Source organism: Shewanella sp. GD04112 (assembly GCF_029835735.1).
Classification (GTDB): domain Bacteria; phylum Pseudomonadota; class Gammaproteobacteria; order Enterobacterales; family Shewanellaceae; genus Shewanella.
This window is the reverse complement of the sequence record NZ_JAOEAL010000001.1, coordinates 4193021-4215390: the sequence shown is the minus strand read 5'-3', so window position 1 is coordinate 4215390 and position 22370 is coordinate 4193021. Positions and strand designations below refer to the sequence as shown.

General features: G+C 48.2%; 15 protein-coding genes. 7 read left to right on the top strand and 8 right to left on the bottom strand.

Going from position 1 to position 22370, the window contains the following annotated elements; genetic code table 11:
• Nucleotides 1–21 precede the first annotated feature (21 nt).
• The 5 genes from N7386_RS18510 to cutA all read right to left on the bottom strand — a co-directional run bounded on the left by N7386_RS18510 (nucleotide 22) and on the right by cutA (nucleotide 6579).
• Nucleotides 22–1053: a galactose mutarotase gene (locus tag N7386_RS18510; RefSeq protein WP_279770286.1), complete on the bottom strand. Its 1032-nt coding sequence runs from the start codon at nucleotides 1051–1053 to the stop codon at nucleotides 22–24.
• 125 nt (nucleotides 1054–1178) lie between these two features.
• Nucleotides 1179–2324 (bottom strand): galactokinase, encoded by a 1146-nt coding sequence (galK, locus tag N7386_RS18505; protein ID WP_011625059.1) that lies wholly within the window; start codon nucleotides 2322–2324, stop codon nucleotides 1179–1181.
• 285 nt (nucleotides 2325–2609) lie between these two features.
• The gene (locus tag N7386_RS18500) at nucleotides 2610–4265 is read right to left on the bottom strand and encodes a cation:proton antiporter family protein (RefSeq protein ID WP_086902167.1); all 1656 of its coding nucleotides are present in this window, start codon (nucleotides 4263–4265) and stop codon (nucleotides 2610–2612) included.
• A 152-nt stretch (nucleotides 4266–4417) separates the two neighbouring features.
• Nucleotides 4418–6259 (bottom strand): protein-disulfide reductase DsbD, encoded by a 1842-nt coding sequence (locus tag N7386_RS18495; RefSeq protein ID WP_279770282.1) that lies wholly within the window; start codon nucleotides 6257–6259, stop codon nucleotides 4418–4420.
• Entirely contained in the window at nucleotides 6256–6579 is a 324-nt protein-coding gene (gene cutA, locus N7386_RS18490; protein ID WP_088210103.1) for a divalent-cation tolerance protein CutA, read from the bottom strand. Before cutA ends, N7386_RS18495 begins: the two co-directional genes overlap by 4 nt.
• A gap of 223 nt (nucleotides 6580–6802) precedes the next feature.
• On the opposite strand from cutA, the gene N7386_RS18485 reads away from it, so the two are divergent.
• Both N7386_RS18485 and N7386_RS18480 read left to right on the top strand, forming a co-directional pair.
• Nucleotides 6803–7423: an FxsA family protein gene (locus tag N7386_RS18485; protein WP_088210104.1), complete on the top strand. Its 621-nt coding sequence runs from the start codon at nucleotides 6803–6805 to the stop codon at nucleotides 7421–7423.
• Between the two features lie 187 nt (nucleotides 7424–7610).
• Nucleotides 7611–8006 (top strand): hypothetical protein, encoded by a 396-nt coding sequence (locus tag N7386_RS18480; RefSeq protein WP_279770275.1) that lies wholly within the window; start codon nucleotides 7611–7613, stop codon nucleotides 8004–8006.
• Between the two features lie 175 nt (nucleotides 8007–8181).
• Here N7386_RS18480 and N7386_RS18475 read toward each other — a convergent pair whose 3' ends face one another.
• Nucleotides 8182–11262 carry an efflux RND transporter permease subunit gene (locus N7386_RS18475; RefSeq protein WP_088210106.1) on the bottom strand — a complete coding sequence of 1027 codons (3081 nt, stop codon included), beginning with the start codon at nucleotides 11260–11262 and terminating at the stop codon, nucleotides 8182–8184.
• Between the two features lie 3 nt (nucleotides 11263–11265).
• Nucleotides 11266–12348, bottom strand: coding sequence for an efflux RND transporter periplasmic adaptor subunit (locus N7386_RS18470; RefSeq protein ID WP_086902162.1), 1083 nt, complete (start codon nucleotides 12346–12348; stop codon nucleotides 11266–11268).
• A gap of 129 nt (nucleotides 12349–12477) precedes the next feature.
• Here N7386_RS18470 and N7386_RS18465 point away from each other — a divergent pair, with 129 nt between their 5' ends.
• Nucleotides 12478–13473 (top strand): LysR family transcriptional regulator, encoded by a 996-nt coding sequence (locus tag N7386_RS18465; RefSeq protein WP_086902161.1) that lies wholly within the window; start codon nucleotides 12478–12480, stop codon nucleotides 13471–13473.
• A gap of 188 nt (nucleotides 13474–13661) precedes the next feature.
• On the opposite strand, the gene N7386_RS18460 is transcribed toward N7386_RS18465, so the two are convergent.
• Nucleotides 13662–15020, bottom strand: a complete 1359-nt coding sequence (locus N7386_RS18460) for an MATE family efflux transporter (RefSeq protein ID WP_279770270.1) — start codon at nucleotides 15018–15020, stop codon at nucleotides 13662–13664.
• 226 nt (nucleotides 15021–15246) lie between these two features.
• On the opposite strand from N7386_RS18460, the gene N7386_RS18455 reads away from it, so the two are divergent.
• The 4 genes from N7386_RS18455 (at nucleotide 15247) to N7386_RS18440 (ending at nucleotide 22258) form a co-directional block, all read left to right on the top strand.
• A complete protein-coding gene (locus N7386_RS18455) occupies nucleotides 15247–15537 on the top strand; it encodes a co-chaperone GroES (RefSeq protein WP_011071021.1) in 291 nt (96 codons plus the stop codon).
• Between the two features lie 57 nt (nucleotides 15538–15594).
• On the top strand, nucleotides 15595–17232 hold the full coding sequence (groL, locus tag N7386_RS18450; protein WP_089066912.1) for a chaperonin GroEL: 1638 nt from the start codon (nucleotides 15595–15597) through the stop codon (nucleotides 17230–17232).
• Nucleotides 17233–18017: 785 nt separating this feature from the next.
• A complete protein-coding gene (locus N7386_RS18445) occupies nucleotides 18018–18614 on the top strand; it encodes a hypothetical protein (RefSeq protein ID WP_279770267.1) in 597 nt (198 codons plus the stop codon).
• Nucleotides 18611–22258 carry an Ig-like domain-containing protein gene (locus N7386_RS18440; protein WP_279770265.1) on the top strand — a complete coding sequence of 1216 codons (3648 nt, stop codon included), beginning with the start codon at nucleotides 18611–18613 and terminating at the stop codon, nucleotides 22256–22258. Before N7386_RS18445 ends, N7386_RS18440 begins: the two co-directional genes overlap by 4 nt.
• Nucleotides 22259–22370: the final 112 nt, after the last annotated feature.

Sequence of the window (22370 nt, the reverse complement as noted above, 5' to 3'; positions counted from 1 at the left end):
CTATCCCAAAACGCATTCATTTTAGCCTTCAATATCAAATTGATAGCGGCTGATATGATGGTAGATTTTCCCCGGTACTAACCAAGCGTCATCACCCAGTAGGGGTTGATTAGGCGAGTCAGGTAATTTTTGCGGTTCAATACACACGCCCTGATAGGCATTCAAACTTTGTTGGTTTCGCCCTAGGGTTCCCGCTAAAAAGTTCGCGCAGTAGAGCTGCACGCCGGGCTGATTGGTAAAGACTGTCATGGCGCGACCACTGACGGGGCTCGATAGGCAGCCAAAGCGGCGCAGCGCGCCATCGGGATTGTCCAAGAGATAACAATGATCATAACCTTGGGTGCTGGCCAGCGCCGGATCTTGGAGTTTGTCCCCAAGAGTAACGCCTTGAGTTAAATCGAAAATACTGTTTTTGACCTCGGCAATTCCCGTAGGCACGCCCACCTCATTCATGGTGAGGTAGCGCGTCGCATCGATTTGCATCCGATGTTGATGATTATTCGGCAGGCCGTCGAGGTTGAAGTAGGAATGCTGCGTCAGACTGACGGGGCAAGGTTTATCCACCGAGGCGAGGATTTCCACATAGAGATTATTGGCTGCGAGGCGATAGTCTAACTGGACAGTGCAATTGCCGGGGAACCCCATGTCGCCATCAGGGCTGACTAACGATAAACGCACACCGTCGGGAAGTTGGCCTAAGTGCCAGTTTTTTCGATTAAAACCTTCGCGGCCGCCGTGCAAGCAGTTGCTGGCCTGATTGATATCCAGTTGATATTCATGCCCTTGATATTGCATCTTGCCCATCGCAATTCGGTTGGCAAAGCGCCCTGCGATAGCGCCAAGGTGGGCGTTTTGGGTTAGATAGTCTTCGGCACTGTCGCAGCCAAGCACGATATTGGCGCGTTGGCCCTGTTTATCGGGCGTCCAAAGTGAGCGAATAATGCCACCTAAGCTGAGCACTTCTAAGGCGATGATGCCATTGTCTATCCGCACACGTTCGATTTCACCGCCGCGGGGATCGGTCCAAGGATCGAGTACACTGAAACGCACCATTTAGTTTCCCTCTAATGTGATTTAACCGCTTGATTTTGCCTCTTAAAAACAACAAATACCATAGGATTCAAGGTTGAATTCGTATGGTATTTGTCTGGAAGAATGGATTGAGCGTGATTGACGGACTAGCTGTCGATGCGACCCGCGCCCGCGCTCGCCGAGCAGAGATACACAGTGGCATCGATTCCAGTCTGCTCATAAAATGCATGCTCGACCGCCGAGACTACGGCATCGGTGAGTTCGTGATCCACTAGGGCGACAACACAACCGTCGGTCATGCGAATGCCGCCACGCTCTCCAATCACTTGGCCGACTATGTCCACCAAAGTGTCAAATTCGGGCAGTGTCACCTCAAAATCATCCCGCAGGGATTGATGGGACTGTGCCATTAACAAACTGAATTTAGATAGATTATTTTGCTCTAGCGCCCGAGCAGCACTCTGAGTGCGTTTGTTTTCGGTGACGACGTGTTTGGCACGGCGATACAGGGTGTCATCCAATTGATCTTTAGCACTTTCGAGTTGGCGCAGGTCGAGGTGACGCAGGGCATCGAGGCCAAAAAAGTCGGCAGCCTGTGCGCATTCTTCACGGCGTTGTTGATTTATCGCCGCCAGACGTTGTTTCTCGATATGGGCATCGATAATGATCAGGCTGAGGTTTTCAGGGATCGCAATAGGCTCGCTATCCAAATCTAGACAATCGATGAGCAAGGCATGATCCGGTTCGCCCATGGCGCAGATCATATGGTCCATAATGCTGCAAGCCGATGATACATAGCGATATTCACCGCGCTGAGCGAGTTGTGCTACCGCCATAGGAGATAAATGCAGTTGGCTGCTGTCGCTGATGGCGGTGCCAAAAGCGACGACTAAGGCGCCAGAGGAAGACAGACCCGCAGCTAATGGCACATCGCCGACAACCGCTAAGTCTAACCCTTTGGCGATAAGCCCAGTGTTGGCCATGGCTACTGTCAGGCCTTTGAGATAATTGACCCAACCATCTTCGGGATTGATTTCGGTGTCTTTACCGAAGCTCCATTCCTTGATTTGTCCCGGAAAGGCGTCGGCAACGGCGCGAAACTTATTGTCCTCTCGGCGCTTAACGGCAATCACAGTATGAAAATTAATGGCGGCGGGCAACACGAAGCCGTCGTTGTAATCCGTATATTCACCGATCAAATTAACCCGACCTGGGGCTTGGTATAAATCATCGGCTTTAGTGCCAAAGGTTTGGACAAATAACTTAGTGGCGCGCTGCGCAGGGTTCGACATGCTGAGAAGACTTCCAAAAAAGCTGAGCTAAATTGCGTTCTTGTCTTCGATTTATATCACGACTAACTCGGCCTTGTAACTGAGATTTTGTAGGGTATAGACGATAGTCTCGTTAGGGAAAATCGATACAGAACAAGCAACCGATTAGTTCTGTGTAGTGCATTACCGCAATTATTTGATTTTGATTGTTTTTAACATTTTGAGGGGAAAGATAAGTCGGCTCAGGAGGTTTGATTTCCTGAGCCAACATCAGCCTAAATAAGATGATTTTTATTCAAGGCTAGATTAGACCGAACCAGAGGTCGCGTTAGCGTTGATTGGTGACTTGTCGGCATTGGCTTCGGCCTCTGCGCGGGTTTCTGAATCGGGTAATAATTCATGGATCACATGGTCGACAAAACCCGCACCCGCCGCTTCGTACAAGTTATACACGCTGTGTACGCCAGAGGTTCTCAGTGAGGCGGCATCATCGCCATATTGTACGATGGCGCTGAGTTTACCTTGATAGTTCAGCTTCTTAAGCTGTTCAACGGCGAACAGATTACCCGCATGGTGCGGCATGGCCAGTAGCACTAACTCAAGATTTGGCGCTCTGTCGAGCTTCTCCCAAAAGTCGGTATCCGCGGCGTCACCTTGCACTACGTTGCGGCCATTGGCACGGTGTAAATCCACCAGTTCCTGCTTGTGTTCAATCCCGAGGATTTCACCATCGAAACGCGCGCGCAGTTCATCGTAGGCTCCGCTACCAATGCGGCCCATACCTAAGATCAAGAAGCGGGGATTACCAATGGCAATCGGTCGGTCTTCGGGGTGCAACGGGGGCTTCTCGAGTCGAATCAGACGTTGTTGGAAACGTTGATAAATATTGCCCACGGTAGCGTTGAGTGGCGCCGCAAATAAGAAGCTGAAACTTAAGGCGACCGCGATAATCACCAGCCATTGTGGTGGTAGCCAACCTTTGCTGGTGGCAACGGCGGCCACGATAAGGCCGAACTCAGAGAAGTTACCTAAGTTGAATGAGGCCAGCATAGAGGTGCGTGAACGCAGCTTGAATCGTGTCAGTAAGTAGACGAATAACAGGATTTTTAACGGCACTAATAGCACTAATAAGGCCGCGAGTACTACATCAGATACTGTGGGTAAGCCGTTGAGGCCAATGGTTAAGAAGAAGGCGACAAGGAAGAGTTCTTTAAAGTAGAACAAGGATTTGGCCAGCTCAGAGGCCTTTTTATGCCCCGCGAGTAAAATCCCGATGATCAGCGCGCCGAGATCCGGTTTGAGGCCGACGGATTCAAATAACCAAGCGCCGACAACCAGCGCCATCACTAATCCAAATAGCACTAAGAGTTCGCCGTGACCGACACGGTCGAAGGCTTTGTAAATTAGCGGTTTTGCCAGAGGCAACAGCAATAATGCCAGCGCCCAGACAGACGGAATTGCGCCCTTAGAAATAGTTAAGAAAACGACGGCAAAAATATCCTGCATAATCAGGATACCAATGGCGACACGGCCATAGAGGGACTGCACATCGCCTTTATCTTCCAATACCTTAATCGCGAATACCGTACTGGAGAAGCTGAGCGCAAAGGCGATTAATGACAGCTGTGCCACGCTCAAACCGTCGAGCTGGCTTAAGCCAATCAGGCCGAGGATTTTGAGGATGGGAATAAACAGCACCATGGAGAGCACTAAATGTATGCTCGAGCCCGCCCACACTTCGGCCTTAAAGAGGCTACGAATATCGAGTTTAAGACCAATGGCAAACAATAATAAGGTGACACCGAGATTAGCGAGTTCTTGCAGCAGCGGCAGGCTTTCTTTCTCAATACCAAAAACAAAGAGTACAAAGCCTGCCACTAAGTAGCCGATCAGGGGAGGCAGCCCTATGCGGCTAACCAGCATGCCGCAAATAAGTGTAATGATAAGAATAGCCGGTTCCATAATGCTCCAATCTAAAAAGTCCACGTTAAACAGGGATTGTATAAGAAATCGATGACAGCGTGATAAAAAAGCGGACTTTTAATGAAAAAAGTCCGCTTTTTATTGGTTTTACGCTAAAACGGCGCAGTGATAAATTGGCGTTTTAGCTGAGATTATTTCACTAAGTGATCTAAATGGGCGGCAAATTCCTTCGGTCCCATAAAGCCAGTCACTCTTAGATCTTCCCTCTGCTCACCTTGCTCGTTAAACATCAGCAGTGTAGGTAGGCCCAGCACGTTGTATTTCTCTAGCAGTGCGACATCTATGGCATCGCTCTTAGTCACGTCGGCCTGCAATAACACTATCTTGTTCATCCGTGCTAATACTTCGGCGTCCTTAAAGGTGATGGCCTCAAACTCTTTACAGGCCACACACCAATCGGCATAAAGATCCAGCATCACAGGTTTGCCCGCCGCTGTTGCTGCGGCGATTTCACGGTCTAAATCTTCAATAGATTTAATGCGTTTAAAGCCGTGCTCCTGCTCGGTTGTCGCCACTGTGCCCATTGACGTATGGGTAAAGCCAAACTGGCCCATGACAGCTTGGAAACCGTAGGAGAAACTGGCCAACAGCGTGAGTGTCAGTAGCACTGAGCGCACGGTTTGTTTCCAGTTGAAGGCGCTGAGTTTGTTTTGGTGCATCAGGTAACCGGTGAAGCTAATGCCCCAGAGTGACCAGAGCACATCGGAAACCACACCAGTCCAAATGCGGCCAAGCATCACAATCGATACCGCAATCAGGAGGAAACCGAACACGGTTTTAATGATGTTCATCCAAGCGCCAGCGCGTGGCAGTAACTTACCACCCGAGGTACCAATGATGAGTAGCGGCACACCCATACCCATACTCAGTACGTAGAGCGCGAGGAAACCTTGTAATAAATCGCCGGTTTGTGCCACATAGACTAAGGCGCCTGAGAGCGGGGCCGTTGTGCAAGGTGAGGCCACTAATCCTGAGATCACCCCCATCAAAAACACGCCAACTAAATTGCCGCCCTTTTGATTGTTGGAAATTGAGTTCATCTTCTCCTGCCAACTAGAAGGCAGTTTGAGATCGTACAAGCCAAACATGGATAAACTGAGTACAAAGAACAGGATAGCTAAAAAGATCAGCACGGCGGGATGCTGTAGCGCCGCTTGGTATTTCATCCCCGCAGAGGCAACCACTAGACCTAAAATCGAGTAGGTGATCGCCATACCTTGCACATAGGCCATCGACAGGGTGAAGGCCTTAGCGGTTGATAGTTTTTGCCCTTGGCCTACAATAATGCCCGATAGGATAGGGTACATAGGGAAGACGCAAGGCGTGAGCGCCAGACCAATCCCTAGGCCGAAGAAGATCACTAAGGTCCAGAGTAAACTGTCGTTAGACAGCATCTGGCTTAGGCTGTCCTGCTGAGTAATAGGTTGGCTTGGGGCGCTGCTAGTTTGCTTAGCGTCAGCAGAGGCGGCAGGTTCAGTCGTTTCGTTGCTGTCTGCGCCAGTTGCAATATTCCCATCATTGGCCGCGACAGCCTTTAGGGTCACGTCCCGCTTGGTCGGTGGATAACAGAGTTTACCCTCGGCGCAGCCCATAAAGGTCACGGTTAAGGTGCCGTTATCATCGGCTTGTTTCAGGCCAACGGGAATATCGATATAGGTGTAGTAAACCTCTTGCTCACCGAAATATTCGTCGTTGTGGGGCTTACCCTTTGGCAGGTCGATGGTGCCAAGTTCGGCGCCATTGACGCTAAATTTGAGCTTATCCCGATACATATAGTAGCCGTCGGCAATGACCCAATTGAGGGTGACCTTATTACCTTCTTGCTTAAAATCGAAGGCAAAGGCTTGATCGACAGGCATTAACTCGGGTTCGCTTTTTAGAAAACCAAAGCTATTGGCGAAGGCGTTGCCACTTAGGGTGAGAGGCGTAAAGAGCAGTAACGCGGTGAAAACAAGGCTAAGTAGTTTTTTCATGGCTGAGTGTTATCTTTTATCCAATCTAAGTAGGCTGGTAGCCCGTGAGTCACGGGTACGGCAATAATTTCAGGCACTTGATAAGGGTGGAGTTGAAGCACAAGCTGTTCTAACTCGGCATAGCGGCTTTGTAAACATTTAATGTGTAAGCTAATTTCTTGCTCCTCACAGATTTTTCCTTCCCATGCATAAATGGAGCGGATCGGCGCCGAAATATGTACACAGGCGGCGATGCGCGCTTCCACTAAGGCACGTGCAATGCGCTTTGCTTGAACTTCATCTGGGCAACTGGTGCTGACCACAAGATATTGAGCTTGCATGGTGTGAGGTATCGTCCCTTAACAATCTTAAACTTCGCTTAAGCCTATTAGGCTAAGCTACTTTACGTGTTTTTATGGTCTCATACATTAACCGGGTAATAAAAGAGTGAGCTAAATATCAGAAGTTTCACTCCCTTACCGACAGCGCCAGCCAAGAGACTTGAATTAAGACCGGATAGCCCCCATTTAGTTTTCAAGTAAGCGAGATAAATCTGAGGTCGGTATGTTTTTAATCCTGTTTTTATTATTTGTGCTGATCCCAGTTATCGAACTGTCAGTGTTAATTCGCGTGGGCGAGGTGCTCGGCACTTGGACCACTATTGGTCTGGTGTTATTTACCGCCGTGTTGGGTGTGTCCCTCGTGCGTAGCCAAGGGCTGAGCACGCTGATGCAAGTGCAGCAAAAACTCACGCGAGGCGAGGCGCCAGGGCAGGAAATTGTCGAAGGCATGATGTTAGCCATGGCGGGTGTATTGCTGGTTATCCCTGGCTTTGTGACTGATTTTATTGGCCTATTATTACTCACACCCTTAACGCGCCGCCCGATTGCCGCCTTAGTGTTTAAGCGTATGCAGCTGCGCGTGGTGTCTGGTTTACAGGGCGGAATGCGCGGCGGTTTTGGTACGGGTCCATTTGGACCTCATTCAGGCTCACAGTCGAATCCATTTGGCCAATCCCCCTTTGAGCAACATACTCACTCCGACGGCAATGTGTATGAAGGGGACTTTGAGCATAAGGCTGATCCGAGCGATAAACGCCCCGAGAGTCATCAATTGATCGACCAAGACCTTGATGCGAAAGCGAATGAGCCTAAAGACGCTCAGCCAAAAGATCCAAAACCTTAGTTACATATCCCGACAGCTAAGCTGTACTCAGGCATTATTCTGCAAGCTCCCATGGGTAACCCTCTGGGAGCTTGTTTTTATTTGGGCTTTGTCGCAATAGTCTGCGGTGGATCACTTGCCTCACCTTTGCTTCGATTTAGGGGCGTACTATAGTAAACCTCGAACATATTATTCATGGAGGTTGAATATGCACTTAACTAAGTTAAAGCTGATCTCGGGATTGTTGTCTGTCGTAACTTGCTCGCTGATCACCTATAGCGCCGTGGCAGGGCCTTTAGATCCAAATTGCGACCCTGAAAAAGTTGCCAAGAATGCCGCGGTCAAGGCTACTACTGGCGTGAGTGGTCGCTGTACTCCCGAGAAAGCCGCCGAGCGTACGGCGAAAGATGCCAAGGATGCCGTTGGGGATGCTAAGGATAAAGTGACGGATTCGGTCAGTGATAAGGTCGATGATATTAAACCCGACGATAAGCTATCCGACAAAGCCTCCGATGCGCTAAAGCAAGATAAGCACGAACACGACAAGCACGATAAGAAAGAGGGTGTCGATGCTAAGAAAGTCGTGAAAAAGGTCGTCAATTAACGCCGGGCTCGATAGTCATTCACTCTTACCGCGCCTAGATTTTATGCTAACCAAGCTGAAATCTAGGCGTTTTTGTATTCGGCTTAAGTGGATAATCAAGAGAAGGAAAGGGCCAATCGATGAGCAATACTACATCGATCGGCCACGCCGGGAAGCGTTTAGGGAGAGTGACGTGCTAGTTGGTGCTCGCCACTGCATTCGGTTTGATGTTAAAGGCCAAACTGTACATCACTGGCAGCACTATCAGGGTCAGTAATGAGGCAAAACCTAAACCAAAGATGATAGTGATCGCCATCGAGCCGAAAAAGGCGTCGGGGATCAGCGGGATCATCCCGAGCATAGTAGTGATCGCCGCCATTAATACGGGGCGCACACGACTCACACTCGAATCGACAAGGGCGGCATAGGCGGGTTTACCTTCACCGAGCTCGAGGTTGATTTGATCAACCAACACAATGCCGTTTTTAATCACCATGCCCGAGAGGCTCAGCAGGCCTAGCAGCGCCATAAAGCTAAAGGGGGCATCGAAAATCAATAATCCCGCCGAGACACCAATCAAGGCCAGTGGCACGGTAAACCAAATCACTAAGGGCTGACGCACAGAGTTAAACAGGAACACTGTGATTAAAAACATCGCCAAGTAACCCATAGGAATCGAGCTAAATACCGCGGTTTGGGCTTCGCCTGCAGTCTCATACTCGCCGCCCCATTCGAGGTGGTAACCAGCGGGAAGACTGATGGCTTCAACCTTATCCTTCACTTTACGCAGCACAGAATCGGCTGTCTCATCGCTGCCAAGCTTTGGATCGGCCAGAACCGCTAACATCCGCATCCGGTCGCGACGCTTCACCAACGGGTTTTCCCACTGGGTTTCGAACTGGCTCACCACTTGGGTGGCTGGCACGAAGGTGTTGTGCTCGGTACTCCAAATTTGCAGTTTCCACAGGCTGTCGGCCTGTAAGCGCTCTTCGGCGGGCGCACGGGCAACGATAGGCAGCAAATGGCTGGTTTCACGGTACAGGCCAATCTGTTTGCCGCTAAAGTTGATGAGCAGTGCGTTATCCAGATCTTGCTTACTGATCCCGGTTTCCCTCGCCTGAGCATTTTGCAGCTGCGGGCGGATCAGCGGCACTTGATTGCGCCAGTCATGGCGAACACCGTCCATCGTTGGTTCTGCATGGAAAATCGCTTCGGCCTGCGCGCCTAATGCACGCAGCACTTCGGGGTCATCACCGTAGAAACGAGCCTCAATCTTCGCGGCGGGAGACGGGCCGTTTTCCATATTCTTGAATCGATATTGCGCCTGCGGGAATCGTTTATTTAACTGTCCTTCTAACTCAGACATATAGACTTTGAGCGACGCTAAATCCTCCATCTCGATGATCAACTGGGCAAAGGCGGGGTAGCCTTTCTCGGGTTGATAGGGCAGGACGAAACGCTGCGCACCTTGGCCAATCACTGTGGTTAAGTGTTTTAGGCCGCTGTGTTGTTCCTCGGCTTGCTTGAGTAGCATCTGCTCAATATCGGCGGTAAAGCGTTCTGTGCCTTTGATATCCGTGCCTTCAGGCATCCAAATATCCACAAAGAAGATTGGCGTATTTGACGCTGGGAAGAACACATTTTTGATATGCCCAAAGCCAATTACCGCAGTAACGAGCATGGCACCGACCAAGAGAATACTGGTGAGCCTAAAACGCAGGGCAAAGGTTAAACTCGCGCGGTATAAGCTAAAGAACCAGCCCTTGTATGGGTCCTGTTCTTCATCGTCTGCTGGTGCATCTTTAAAGAGCAAGTGGCAGAAGAAAGGTGTCAGGGTGATCGCAGTAATCCAACTGATAAATAAAGAGATCATTAACACTTGGAACAGGGAGCGACAAAACTCACCGGCGGCATTTTGTGATAAACCAATCGGCGCAAAGGCGATAATCGCGATCACTGTGGCGCCAAGTAGCGGCCACTGGGTTTGCGACACAATTTGTTTTGCGGCTTCGAGGCGAGTCTTACCCCGGCGCAGGCCAATCAGAATACCTTCCGTCACCACAATGGCGTTATCGACCAGCATACCAAGCGCGATGATCAGGGCGCCGAGGGAGATGAGTTGCAGCTCAATGCCCAGTACTTTCATCACGATAAAAGTGCCGAGAATGGTCAGCAGCAGGATTAATCCCATCAGTAAGCCAGAGCGTAAGCCCATAAACAGCAATAGCACGGCAATAACGATGGCAATCGATTCTAATAGGTTGATTAAAAAGCCATTAACTGTGTCATCTACCGCCAGACTCTGGTTATAAACCGTGTCTAGGTTCATCCCAATCGGCCGCTGTGATTCTAGCTCGGAAAGGCGCTGGCTAACGCTTTTACCCACTTCAACCACGTTAACGCCGCTTGAGAAGGAAATCCCCAGTGATAAAGCTGTCTCGCCACGGTTGTGATAGAGCACACTCGGGGTCTCGTCGTAATCTTTCTCAATATTGGCAATATCCCCTAAATAAATGAGTTCGGTGCTACCCGGTGGGCTGACAATCAGACGCGCCAGATCCTGCACACTGCTGAATTCACCCGTAGGGTGGATACGAATGCGATTATCGCCAACGACTAAACTCCCGGCGTTGGATACTACGTTTTGGTTGTTGATAAGACCGTAGATATAGTTTTGATCTAGCCCCAGTGCCGAGAGTTTTTGCTGTGATATTTCAATCACCACTTGCTCGGTTACACTGCCCGCGACTGAGACTTTTTTCACCCCTGGCACTAGCACTAATTCGCGGCGCAAATAGTCGGCATAGTTGGTTAATTCGCGGTTGCTGTAATCCGGGCCTGAGAGGTTAAACAAAATCCCATAGACGTCGCCAAAGTCGTCATAGACCTTGGGCGAGGTGCTGCCGGGGGGCAGTTGTCCTGCGGTATCGTTAACCTTACGGCGCACTTCATCCCACACCTGTGGCAGGCTGGTTTTGTCGTAGGTTTCTTTAATCTCAATTTGGATCTGCGACAGGCCTGCACTGTTGATTGAGGTCACGTGCTTAACCGCATCGAGCTGCTGTAATGCATCTTCGAGGGGCAGGGTCACCTCCTCTTCGACTTGCTCGGGGGATGCGCCCGGGTAAGCGGTGATCACTAGGGCTTCTTTAATGGTAAATTCGGGAAATTCTAATTGCCCAAGGCCCGTAAAACTGACGCCGCCACCCACGAGTAGCAGCAACACAAACATCCAGCTGATGACTTTGTGGCGAATGGAATACTCAGCAATATTCATGAATTACACTCCGCGCTGCCAGCGTAGTGGTTTGACTTTCATCCCGTCGGATAACTGGGAAACTCCTGCACTCACAATCAAGTCGCCCTTGTTGATGCCGCCTAAGACTTCGATGCCTTGAGTAGTGACACGCCCTAAGGTGACGGCTGTGGGTTTCACTTCACCCGACTGAGACTGATACACCCACACTTGAACTTGGCCGTCTTGGTCGCGTTTATCGATGGCGGTGACTGGCACTATGGCCGACGCGGTTTGATCTGGTGTTTTTACTAAGGCGAGGGTTAACTCGGCGCTCATGCCAGGAAGTAACTGAATATCTTTAGGTTGCGGTAACGAAAACACCACTTCATAGGCCTGAGTACCCGGGGTCACTTGGGTCGAGTATTCTTTGAATTTCGCATCAAACTCCATGTCTGCTAATGCGCTAAAACGCACCTTAGCGGTAAAGTTTTGCTGCTGAATATAGTTGTTTAGGCTCGCCGCCATCGCTTCGGGGACTTGAATGCTGACATCAAGCAAACTGTTGTTTTGCAGCGTTAAAATCCCTTGGTTGGCCTGCACAATTTGGTGGTTATCCACTAAACGTTTGGCCACAGTGCCACTAAAGGGAGCGATAAGCTTGGTATAACTTAACTGGTCACGGGCGGCGGCTAAGGCGGCTTTGGCCGATTTAAGTTGCGCTTGGGCGCTATCAAACTCGGCTTGAGAGATTAATTTGCGTTTGAGGAGTTCGGTTTTACGCTGAAAATCCGCCTCTAAGAGCTCATGATCCGCTTCGCGGGTCATTAAATTGTTATAGGCATCCCTGTCATCGAGTTTAGCCAACAGGCTACCTTGACGGATCTGTTGTCCTTCCACTAATGCCAGAACCGTCAGTTCGCCGGAAATTCTAAAGGATAATTCAGCGCGGCTATTAGCACTGACGCGCGCCGGAAACGTCCTTAAATTTCCCCCTTCGAGTTGCTCAACTTCAAAGAGTTTTACTGGACGAATGGCACTCGCCTGTACCGAGCTTTCCGCTGGAGTGCAAGCTGTGAGCACGGCTGGCAATAAAGCCGCTAGGGGAAGCAGTCGATATGATTTCATGGTCAGGGAGTCCTCGATAACAATTTATCAGCATTTTAGGGACGCGAAGATAACAGCTAAATTTGTTGCAATAAACGGGATACTTTGGGATTATGAGTCCCACATAATGAGATTGAAATTAAGTTAAAAATGAAGACAGAGGACTTAGCGTTATTTCACCGCATAGCCGAAACTGGTAGTTTGATCGAAGCTGCTGATTTGCTTAACTTACCTAAATCGACCGTGAGCCGCCGTTTACAGGCGTTGGAAGATGAACTGAATATCAAGCTATTCCACCGCCAGAGTCGCTCGATGACGCTGACCTCAGCGGGAAGCCATTTTTACCATAGATCGCAAAACATTTTGGCGCAGCTCGACGAAACCCTGTTTGAGATGACTAACGAAGATGCTGAGATCAGTGGCCATCTTCGCATTCAAATGTTTCCTATCCACAGCATGAATGTACTGATGCACGCCATTTTCCGCTTTATGGATCTGCACCCTAAGTTGACCGTTGAAGTGATCAACAGCGCTGAATCCGTGGATATGGTGAAGAATAACCTCGATGTGGCCTTTGTGGTCGAGCCTGCATTGGACACCTTAGACCTAGTAGTGCGCCCCATCTTCACCACAGATCTGCGCTTTTATGCCAGTCCCCAATACCTCGCCGAGCACGGTACGCCGCGGACGCCACAGGAGATTGAGTCCCATAACGTGGCCTTGTTTAGGCTATCGAACGGCAAAATCTTCAATGAGTTATGGATTGGTGCCGAAGAAGAAGTGCGGGTCAGAGGCAATTTCTGCTCTAACAGTGTCGAAGTGGCGGTGGAGTTTGCTCTACAAGGCCGAGGCATAGTGTATGCCCCGACCGAAGTGGTGGTCGAGCATGTGTCTAACGGCCAATTAGTCACCCTGTTACCCGAGATTGACCCACATCCCGGGGAATGTTATTTGGCTTATCCTTCAAGACGTTATGTTAGTCTTGCCTGTCGCCGCTTTATCGACTTTATCATGCAAGAGTTGGCGCCAGAGGGCGTGCCGACCAATATGAGTGCCGAAGGTAATTTGGGGCGTCGCTCCTGCAAACCCTCGGAAGAACCGTTCCCGCCGAATGATGTCCGTTTTCGCCTGAAACACGCAGTGTAATCAGGTATCTCTCAATGGTTAAGTTGCCGAGAATACTGTAGCTGTGTGTGCAGTATGTGTGGCCACTTAGCCAGCGCCAGCGACGCAGCAAATAGTCGCGGTTTGTGCCTTGATATTAGCCTGTTTTCCTTAACTTTCCTTAACGGCCGCGACCTTAGCTGCGGCCTTTTACGCTAAATCTTGCAGAGTTAGATAGTGTCGGCGGTTGTGACCTTGGTCGGCTCGCAAATACGCTGCGCAAGATAGTAACAGGCAATCCCCATCAAGAGATTCGTTATCGGCAGCGCCAGCAATAAGCCTTTCACGCCATCGATATAGGAGCCCAGCGCCGCCAGCGGCAGCATCAGCAGCACTAAGCGGCACAGGTTAATCACTAACGAGCTCATGGGTCTATGGTACGCATTGAGCGCCGTGGCAAAGATAATCACTATGCCCAAGGGGCCGTATGCGCAGGGCAGCACCAGAATATAAAAGCTTAACCACTCTAACACCTGCGGATCGGTGCTGAATAAATGGGCTATAGGCTGGGCCAAAAACGCCAGCGGAATATAGAGTAAAGTTTGGAATACTAAGATAAATTTCAGCGATAACAGCAGTGCCTGTTTGGCCCTTTGCGGCTGCCCAGCACCGAGATTTTGCGCGATAAATGGCATTAAGCTTGATGAAAGCGCCATCACTACAATCAAGAGCACCGATTCTAAGCGCGTGCCCGCACCAAAGGCCGCGACGGCGCTGTGGTCGATATGCGCAAGCATCGCCATAATCACCGCATTGGCGAGTGGGTTGATTAAATTCATCAGTGCCGCGGGCTGGGCGATATGGGCGAGCTTACTCCAGTTGGCGCGCATTCTATCTATATCAAATGCCGCCCACTCCAACATATTGCGCTTAATCATCAATAAATAACCCGAGAGCGACAAGGCGACCAGCCAGGAACACAGCGTCGCTATCGCCGCGCCTTGGATCTCTAAGCGCGGAAACGGCCCGATACCGAAGATTAATAAAGGATCGAGAATTAAGTTGATGATCGCCGCCAGCGCCATAATCATCGCGGGGGAGCGGGTATCTCCGGTCGAGCGTAATCCCTGATTCCCCACCATCAATAACACCAACAGTGGCGCGCCCACATACCAATACACCATATAGTCGTGGATCAGCGGCAGACTGGTGTCATTGGCACCAAGCAAACTAAATAGTGGCTTAATAAAAATGCTACCTAGGGCGGATAAACTGGCGATCAGGATAAAGGTCAGCAGCAGTGCATCGTGCAAAAACACTTTGGCACGAGGGGCATTACCCGAGCCAATCAGCCTGCCAAGGTTGGTCGATACGCCAGCGCCAATCCCAATCGCAATGCTGGAAATAATCAAGGTCACCGGAAAGGTAAAACTGATCGCCGCTAAGGCTTCTGTCCCTAACTGGCTGATAAAAAAAGTGTCAGCGAGGCTAAAACCCAGAATGGTCATAATGCCAATCAAGTTAGGGAGGCTCATGTTGAGCAGTACACGACCAATTGGCGCGCTAAGCAGCCCGTGTCTGTCTTGCATGGGGAAATGGTGCCTTGTTTGCGAGCGGAGGCGGAATTCTAACAGGATTGTGCTCGCTTGAAAAAACTGACATCAAAAAAATGAATTTTTTTTTGTAAAGGCACTTGGATCTGGCGGGGGCTAACCCCATATCACAGACATCAAAGGGGACGGCGAATACGCTTCCTCTTTTTCATCACAAAATCGCCTCGATTGTTGGGCATTAAATCATTAGGAGAGTTCATAGATGAATATTCGTCCATTACATGACCGCGTAATCGTTAAGCGTTTAGAAGTTGAATCAACTTCAGCGGGTGGCATTGTATTAACTGGTAGCGCCGCTGAAAAATCGACTCGCGGAGAAGTACTGGCAGTAGGCAACGGCCGTATTCTCGAAAATGGCACTGTAAGACCACTGGATGTGAAAGTAGGTGATGTAGTGATCTTCAATGAAGGTTACGGTGTGAAGAAAGAAAAAATCGACGGTCAAGAAGTCTTGATCCTGTCAGAAGCTGACCTGATGGCCATCGTAGGTTAATCCACGACATCAATTCGACATTCCAATTAATCATCAAAAATTTAAAGGATACTCAATATGGCAGCTAAAGAAGTTGTATTTGGTAATGACGCACGCGTAAAAATGCTGGCTGGTGTAAACATTCTGGCTAACGCAGTGAAAGTGACCTTAGGCCCTAAAGGCCGTAACGTGGTATTAGACAAGAGCTTTGGCTCACCACTGATCACTAAAGACGGTGTGTCTGTTGCAAAAGAAATCGAATTAGAAGACAAATTCGAAAACATGGGCGCGCAAATGGTGAAAGAAGTTGCTTCTAAAGCCAACGACGCCGCTGGTGACGGTACCACAACTGCAACCGTTCTGGCACAAGCCATTGTGACTGAAGGCTTAAAAGCCGTTGCAGCGGGTATGAACCCAATGGACTTAAAGCGCGGTATCGATAAAGCCGTTGCTGCAGCCGTTATCGAGCTGAAAAACCTTTCTCAAGATTGTGCCGACTCAAAAGCTATCGCTCAAGTAGGTACTATCTCTGCTAACTCTGACGAGTCAATCGGCCAAATCATTGCGACTGCAATGGAAAAAGTCGGTAAAGAAGGCGTGATCACCGTTGAAGAAGGTCAAGCACTGGAAAACGAACTGGACGTAGTAGAAGGTATGCAGTTCGACCGTGGCTACCTGTCTCCATACTTCATCAACAAACCAGAAACGGGCAGCGTTGAATTAGATCACCCATTCGTACTGTTAGTAGACAAGAAAATCTCTAACATTCGCGAACTGTTGCCAATCCTTGAAGGTCTGGCAAAAACCGGCAAGCCATTACTGATCGTTGCCGAAGACGTTGAAGGCGAAGCCTTAGCAACGCTAGTTGTGAACAACATGCGCGGTATCGTAAAAGTGGCTGCGGTTAAAGCCCCAGGCTTTGGTGACCGTCGTAAGGCAATGCTGCAAGACGTAGCGATTTTAACTGGCGGAACTGTAATCGCTGAAGAAATCGGTTTAGAGCTTGAAAAAGCAACCTTAGAAGATTTAGGTACTGCTAAGCGTGTTGTGATCACTAAAGACAACACCACCATCATCGATGGCAACGGCGAACAAGCGCAAATCGAAGCGCGCGTAAGCCAAATCAAGCAACAAATCGAAGAATCAACTTCAGACTACGACAAAGAAAAACTGCAAGAGCGTATGGCTAAATTAGCTGGCGGTGTTGCGGTAATCAAAGTCGGTGCAGCGACCGAAGTTGAAATGAAAGAGAAAAAAGCTCGCGTAGAAGACGCGCTGCACGCAACTCGTGCTGCGGTTGAAGAAGGCGTGGTACCAGGCGGTGGTGTTGCTCTGGTACGTGTAGCTTCTAAGATTGCTGACGTTGAAGTGGCTAACGAAGACCAAAAACACGGTGTTGTTATCGCTCTGCGTGCAATGGAAGCGCCACTGCGTCAAATCGCAACCAACGCAGGCGAAGAAGCATCTGTTGTGGCGAACAACGTGAAACACGGCAGCGGTAACTACGGTTACAACGCGGGCAACGACACCTACGGTGACATGTTAGAAATGGGTATCCTTGACCCAACTAAAGTGACCCGTAGCGCACTGCAATTCGCAGCGTCTATCGCAGGCCTGATGATCACCACCGAAGCAATGGTAGCTGAACTGCCAAAAGCTGATGCGCCAGATATGGGCGGTATGGGTGGTATGGGCGGAATGGGCGGCATGATGTGATCCTAGCTGGTTAAAATCGTTTATAGCTGCGTTACTTTGTTACTCGTGTAGAAAAACACTACACGTCGCAACAAAAAGCCTTGCTCTAAAACGATTTTTCCTGCGCTAGATTAGCAAAAACATCGGCGTCTTTAGCTTAATCGCTTAAAACCCAAATAGTGATAAAAGAAATGAAAACCCCGATACTGGCAACAGTATCGGGGTTTTGTTTTTTGGTGCTGACTGCGCCAGAGTGCCTGATAATTTCTTTTTGTATTTGTGTTGCTAATGGCTTGCAGCAGCGCGGCTAAGTTCAATATTCCCTAATTGTCTGCCGCAGGCTCTTGCACTGTTACACCAGTGACACGCCGTACTGATGTTTAAACAAGAGTCTCCCTGTAGGCTCTTCTAAAACATTCATGTTTTAGAAGGTCATTGGTGCAAAAATGCTATATCTGGTGCAACGGTTTAGATTGGTTTTTTGCATCCGAAGCGGGGAGAAGAGTTAAATCAAAGTCGTGGGGCTTCACCCCTGATTATTTATCAAGAGTCGACCAAGGAGGACTGCTCGTCCTATCCTTCTTGCCTATTGTTTTCACATTAGCCAAGACGCCACTAGCGAAGTTACATGCAGGGCTTCGTGCTTATTCGAAAATAGCTTTATTTAGTTATCAAAATTAATTGCGGTCAAATTCTATAAATGCAAACAGCTTTTACTTTTTATGAATATGCTAAAAAACATACAAAAGTTTTTTATTTTTTGTTAGCATTGAGTGTAGATTTTTAGGACGAGTAAGTATTCACGGATGATACGAAAGATTACCCTTCTTTTGGTTATGGTGCTGTCTGTATTTTGTGGTGCAGTGCAAGCAAAAGCCATCTATAGATTTAACTCATCTTTGGATATTCAGCGTCAATACACGACTCAGATTATTCGTGAGCTCAGTGAGAGTGAAATCGAAGTCATTGTATTTGATTCCAATATGAAGCTTTTGTCACATAAGATTGTGACTGGAAATATGCCCGCAAATCTTTGTGCAGACAAGATTCTCACTGAAGACGTGACACGTTTTGGTCATGCTTATAAGTATTGGTTTAGCGAGCAGTTGCAGTACTGTGAAATTGACCCGAAAGCATACCCCTATTCATATGATGCTGTCCTTTCTGAACAAGATATTGAACCCAGCATTATTGTTTTACATATTCCAAATGATATTGCCGCAGATCTTGAATTACCTGAGGGAAAACTCATTCAGTATATTTTTCAGCTAATACCTATAGCTGAATTTTCGTCTTTATACCCTGCAATTTCAACACGGTTAACGAAGAACGGAACACTCGTTGTGAAAGAGGGTAAATACACCTTCCAACTACTATTACTTTCTAAAGGAGATATGAAGTGATACAGGAAAATAAACTAAGCAAGGTCGCAATCTGTGTAGTATTCGCTTTAACATCCAGTTCTGCTATGGCTGCAAACAGCTGGTTATCACGTGTAAACACTGTTACTGAACAGCAAGAAAAATCCATTGTTTCTGCTAATCATATGCAAGCTGTTTCAGCAATGAGTTCTGATTCATCGAATGCTGTTTTCGATATTACTGTATCTTTGCACAATAATCCCAAAGGTAATGAGCAGAAGGCTTACGAAGAGATTTTAGGTTATTTTGCAGATGGGGTATGTGAGCAATCCAATGGTGAGCATAAGCTCGGAAAAATAAGTATCTTCAGAGAAAATAAGCATAGATCTAAGTCGGATATTATTTGGGGCGACCGTGAATGGCCGCGTGCCAATACAGCGGGTTTTGGCGCCAATGGTATGCATATTTGGTTTGGTGATGTGTTCCCTAATGGGGCGGGACAAGGTAAAGACCACAACATGCTCACCGATCCCCTCGGAGCTGGCTATACCTTAGCGCATGAGTGGGGACACTATGCCTACGGTGTATATGATGAATATAAAGGTAATGCTGTTTCTGGGGCGGCAAATGCAACGCTCAGCACAGATATTGCCACTGATTCCATTATGAGTAATCAATGGCAAGCGAGAAACGGTGATATGAAATGGTTGAATCATTCGACCGCCAACAATATTGGTGATGTTAACCGTACCGCACAGGGGCGAGTCTATGGAAAGAGCGCTTGGGAAGTACTCACTCAGGATGTGAAAGATGACCCTAAATCTGGTCGCAAAACAGCCCAGCCCACTCGCACTCGATACACCACGTTAGCGAATAATGCACCCGATGCTAGCAACCCAGTCAAAACTGAGTTACCTGCAGCTCAGTCTAGCTGTCGTGATCAGCTGAAGTTTGTGTGGGTGGAAGGTGATATCGATATGCAGATCGTGATGGACAGATCGGGTAGCATGTATGGTTCGCCGATTAATAACGCAATTCAAGCGGCGAAAACACTTGTAGATGCTACCGCAGAAGGTAGTACTGCGATGGGATTGGTGACCTTCTCCAGTCGCTCAAGCGTGAAGCAAGATTTTGCTGTGCAACAAATTCCTAAGCCGGATACTGGTATTAAACAAGCTCTGAAAGCCGCAATTGATAATATCTATGCCAGCGGTTCAACTGCACTATTCGATGGTAGCTCCCTTGCTCTTGATAATTTAATGACTTACCAAACCGCTGCTGCTAGTGGTGCTCCCGGTGTTGTTTTCGTACTCGCTGATGGTGACGACAATGACTCCATCAAAACAGAAGCTTCAGTCATCACTGCCTATCAAAATGCGAATGTGCCTATCTTTAGTTTTGGTTATGGTTCAGCTTCGCCTACAGGTCCTTTAGTGACTATGGCGAATGCAACGGGTGGGAAATACTTTTCTTCACCTACGACACTTGCGGAAATTATCGATGCGTTTTTACAAGCAAATGCCATCGCCACTGATAATCAAAACTTAGTGTCATCAACGGTTAATGTGGCAAATAATGCGAGCGCTACTCAGGGGATTCATATCGATTCTGGTTTAGATAATGTGAACATTTTCGTAAACCATAAAGGTAATGCCTCAGACCTACAACTCATGCTAAAAGACGCCTCAGGCAATCATGTAGCTGGTGTGTCGTTTGAGTGCGTGACGGTATCAGGCGGACAGTCTTGTAATGTCAATGTGCCTAATAGCGTTATTGCTTCGCTCGGTCATGGTGAATGGCAACTTGAGTTGAGTAATACAAATGTCAATCGTTCACTGGACGCGACAGTCAATGTGAGTGCAGAACCTAGTCTTGCGGGGAGTTATACCGTATCAGTTGAAGGTTTTGCAGGTAATGCAGTTACTTATCCAAGTCCGATGATTTTAACGACGGCGTTAACCAAGGATAAACTGATCACTGGTGCTAACGTTCTGGCGACCATCAAGGATCCGATGGGCAACACGACAAATCTGGAAATGTTTGATAATGGGCAAGGAGGTGATGCGGTCGCTGGTGACGGTATTTACTCAGCAGTTGCGCCATACAATCAGAATGGTATTTACCAAGTCGAAGTGAATGTTGATAACAAGGATAGCAAGGCGAGATATACCGCCACAGGCTTATTTACACCAACATTGGACGGCTCAGAGCCAGTCCAAGAAGCGCTACCAACCATCACAGAGAACTTTGTACGTATTGCGAAAACTTCATTAGTTGTTAGCGACGTGCCCTATTATGACAGTGATGACAGTCATCATACTGCAATAAAACTCGAGACGACGAATGCTGGCATCAATGGAGTGATTGACCGTGCTGGTGACCTTGATTTCTATGTCTTAGAAAACATTGATATGAGTAAAGATCTCGTGGTGCGCGTGACTGATGCTAGCTTAGGTATGAAGCCTAAGTTAACTGTGTACAAATCAGACGCGTCTACGGCAATAGTGGATAATGTCACCCTAGCAACAAATCCATCCGCGACAAATTATGTGTTCTCAAAGTTAGCGAAGTCTGAATTGGAATCGACTCTATATGTTGTTGTTAGCCATGAAGATGACACTGCGGCTACGGGAGGATATCAAGTCAGTGCGGGTGAACCGTTAAACACTGACGTTCCACCAAATAATGCGCCAGTGGCTAATTCAGATACAGTGACTATTTGGTCTGGCCAAAAAGTGACTATTTCACCATTGGCCAATGATACCGATGCTGATGGCGATACTGTTGTTATCGAGAGCGTGACGACGGGAGCAACTAAGGGAGCTGTTGCGATTTCAGGTAATGTTATCAACTATGACTCAGGTAGTGCTTTTGCAAATGAAACACCCGGTTCAACTGTATTAGACAGTTTTGGCTATATCATTACCGACAATAAAGGTGGCTTTGCAGAATCAACCGTTGATATCACCATCAAAATTAATACACCACCCACAGCGATGGCTGATGCTGTCAGTGTGAATGAGAATGCAACTGTTACCATCTCCCCATTAACCAATGATACTGATGCTGACGGTCATACTTTTACCCTCACAGCTAAACAAGCTAGTTTGAAAGGTAAACTGACAGATAATGGCGATGGTACGTTTGTCTATGATCCTAATGGTCAGTTTAACGGCTTGGCAAAAGGTGAAACAGCCAACGAAGTATTTAGTTACACTATCACCGATGAAATTGGTGCAACAAGCACGACGGAAGTGACCATTAGTGTTGTGGGTATTAATGAAGCACCTGTTGCTGTTGCTGACACTGCAGTAACGACTAAGTCAGGGAACATACAAATTGCCTTACTTGCAAATGACACTGATGCTGATGGGGATACGCTTACTATCACAGCAATCAATGTTGGCGCGTTAAAGGGTAAAGTTACCAATAACAATGATGGCACAGTGACTTACAGCCCTAATGGACAGTTTGGTCACTTATATCAGGGGCAATCCGCAACCGAGACTTTTACTTACACTATCTCGGATGGGGATGCAGAAATAACAGCCTCTGTAACGGTAACTATTAATGGCGAAGGCCAAGCGCCTGTTGAACCCGAAAAAGAAGGTTCATCAGGTGGTAGCTTGTCGTGGTTTGCATTACTACTCGCCCCATTCGCATTCATGCGTCGTCGTGTTAAATAACACGTATTAGTATGCCGCCAAAAGCAAGCTTAACCGCTTGCTTTTTTATTGCTTGAAATTTGATTTTGGGGTTCGGGCTTCTGTTTCAATATAAAGGTCAGTCAGAAGGTGT

Bases quoted from the DNA above. Each gene is read 5' to 3' on its own strand.
- N7386_RS18510 (WP_279770286.1), bottom strand. From the start codon at position 1,053: ATGGTGCGTTTCAGTGTACTCGATCCTTGGACCGATCCCCGCGGCGGT.
- galK (WP_011625059.1), bottom strand. From the start codon at position 2,324: ATGTCGAACCCTGCGCAGCGCGCCACTAAGTTATTTGTCCAAACCTTT.
- N7386_RS18500 (WP_086902167.1), bottom strand. From the start codon at position 4,265: ATGGAACCGGCTATTCTTATCATTACACTTATTTGCGGCATGCTGGTT.
- N7386_RS18495 (WP_279770282.1), bottom strand. From the start codon at position 6,259: ATGAAAAAACTACTTAGCCTTGTTTTCACCGCGTTACTGCTCTTTACG.
- cutA (WP_088210103.1), bottom strand. From the start codon at position 6,579: ATGCAAGCTCAATATCTTGTGGTCAGCACCAGTTGCCCAGATGAAGTT.
- N7386_RS18485 (WP_088210104.1), top strand. From the start codon at position 6,803: ATGTTTTTAATCCTGTTTTTATTATTTGTGCTGATCCCAGTTATCGAA.
- N7386_RS18480 (WP_279770275.1), top strand. From the start codon at position 7,611: ATGCACTTAACTAAGTTAAAGCTGATCTCGGGATTGTTGTCTGTCGTA.
- N7386_RS18475 (WP_088210106.1), bottom strand. From the start codon at position 11,262: ATGAATATTGCTGAGTATTCCATTCGCCACAAAGTCATCAGCTGGATG.
- N7386_RS18470 (WP_086902162.1), bottom strand. From the start codon at position 12,348: ATGAAATCATATCGACTGCTTCCCCTAGCGGCTTTATTGCCAGCCGTG.
- N7386_RS18465 (WP_086902161.1), top strand. From the start codon at position 12,478: ATGAAGACAGAGGACTTAGCGTTATTTCACCGCATAGCCGAAACTGGT.
- N7386_RS18460 (WP_279770270.1), bottom strand. From the start codon at position 15,020: ATGCAAGACAGACACGGGCTGCTTAGCGCGCCAATTGGTCGTGTACTG.
- N7386_RS18455 (WP_011071021.1), top strand. From the start codon at position 15,247: ATGAATATTCGTCCATTACATGACCGCGTAATCGTTAAGCGTTTAGAA.
- groL (WP_089066912.1), top strand. From the start codon at position 15,595: ATGGCAGCTAAAGAAGTTGTATTTGGTAATGACGCACGCGTAAAAATG.
- N7386_RS18445 (WP_279770267.1), top strand. From the start codon at position 18,018: ATGATACGAAAGATTACCCTTCTTTTGGTTATGGTGCTGTCTGTATTT.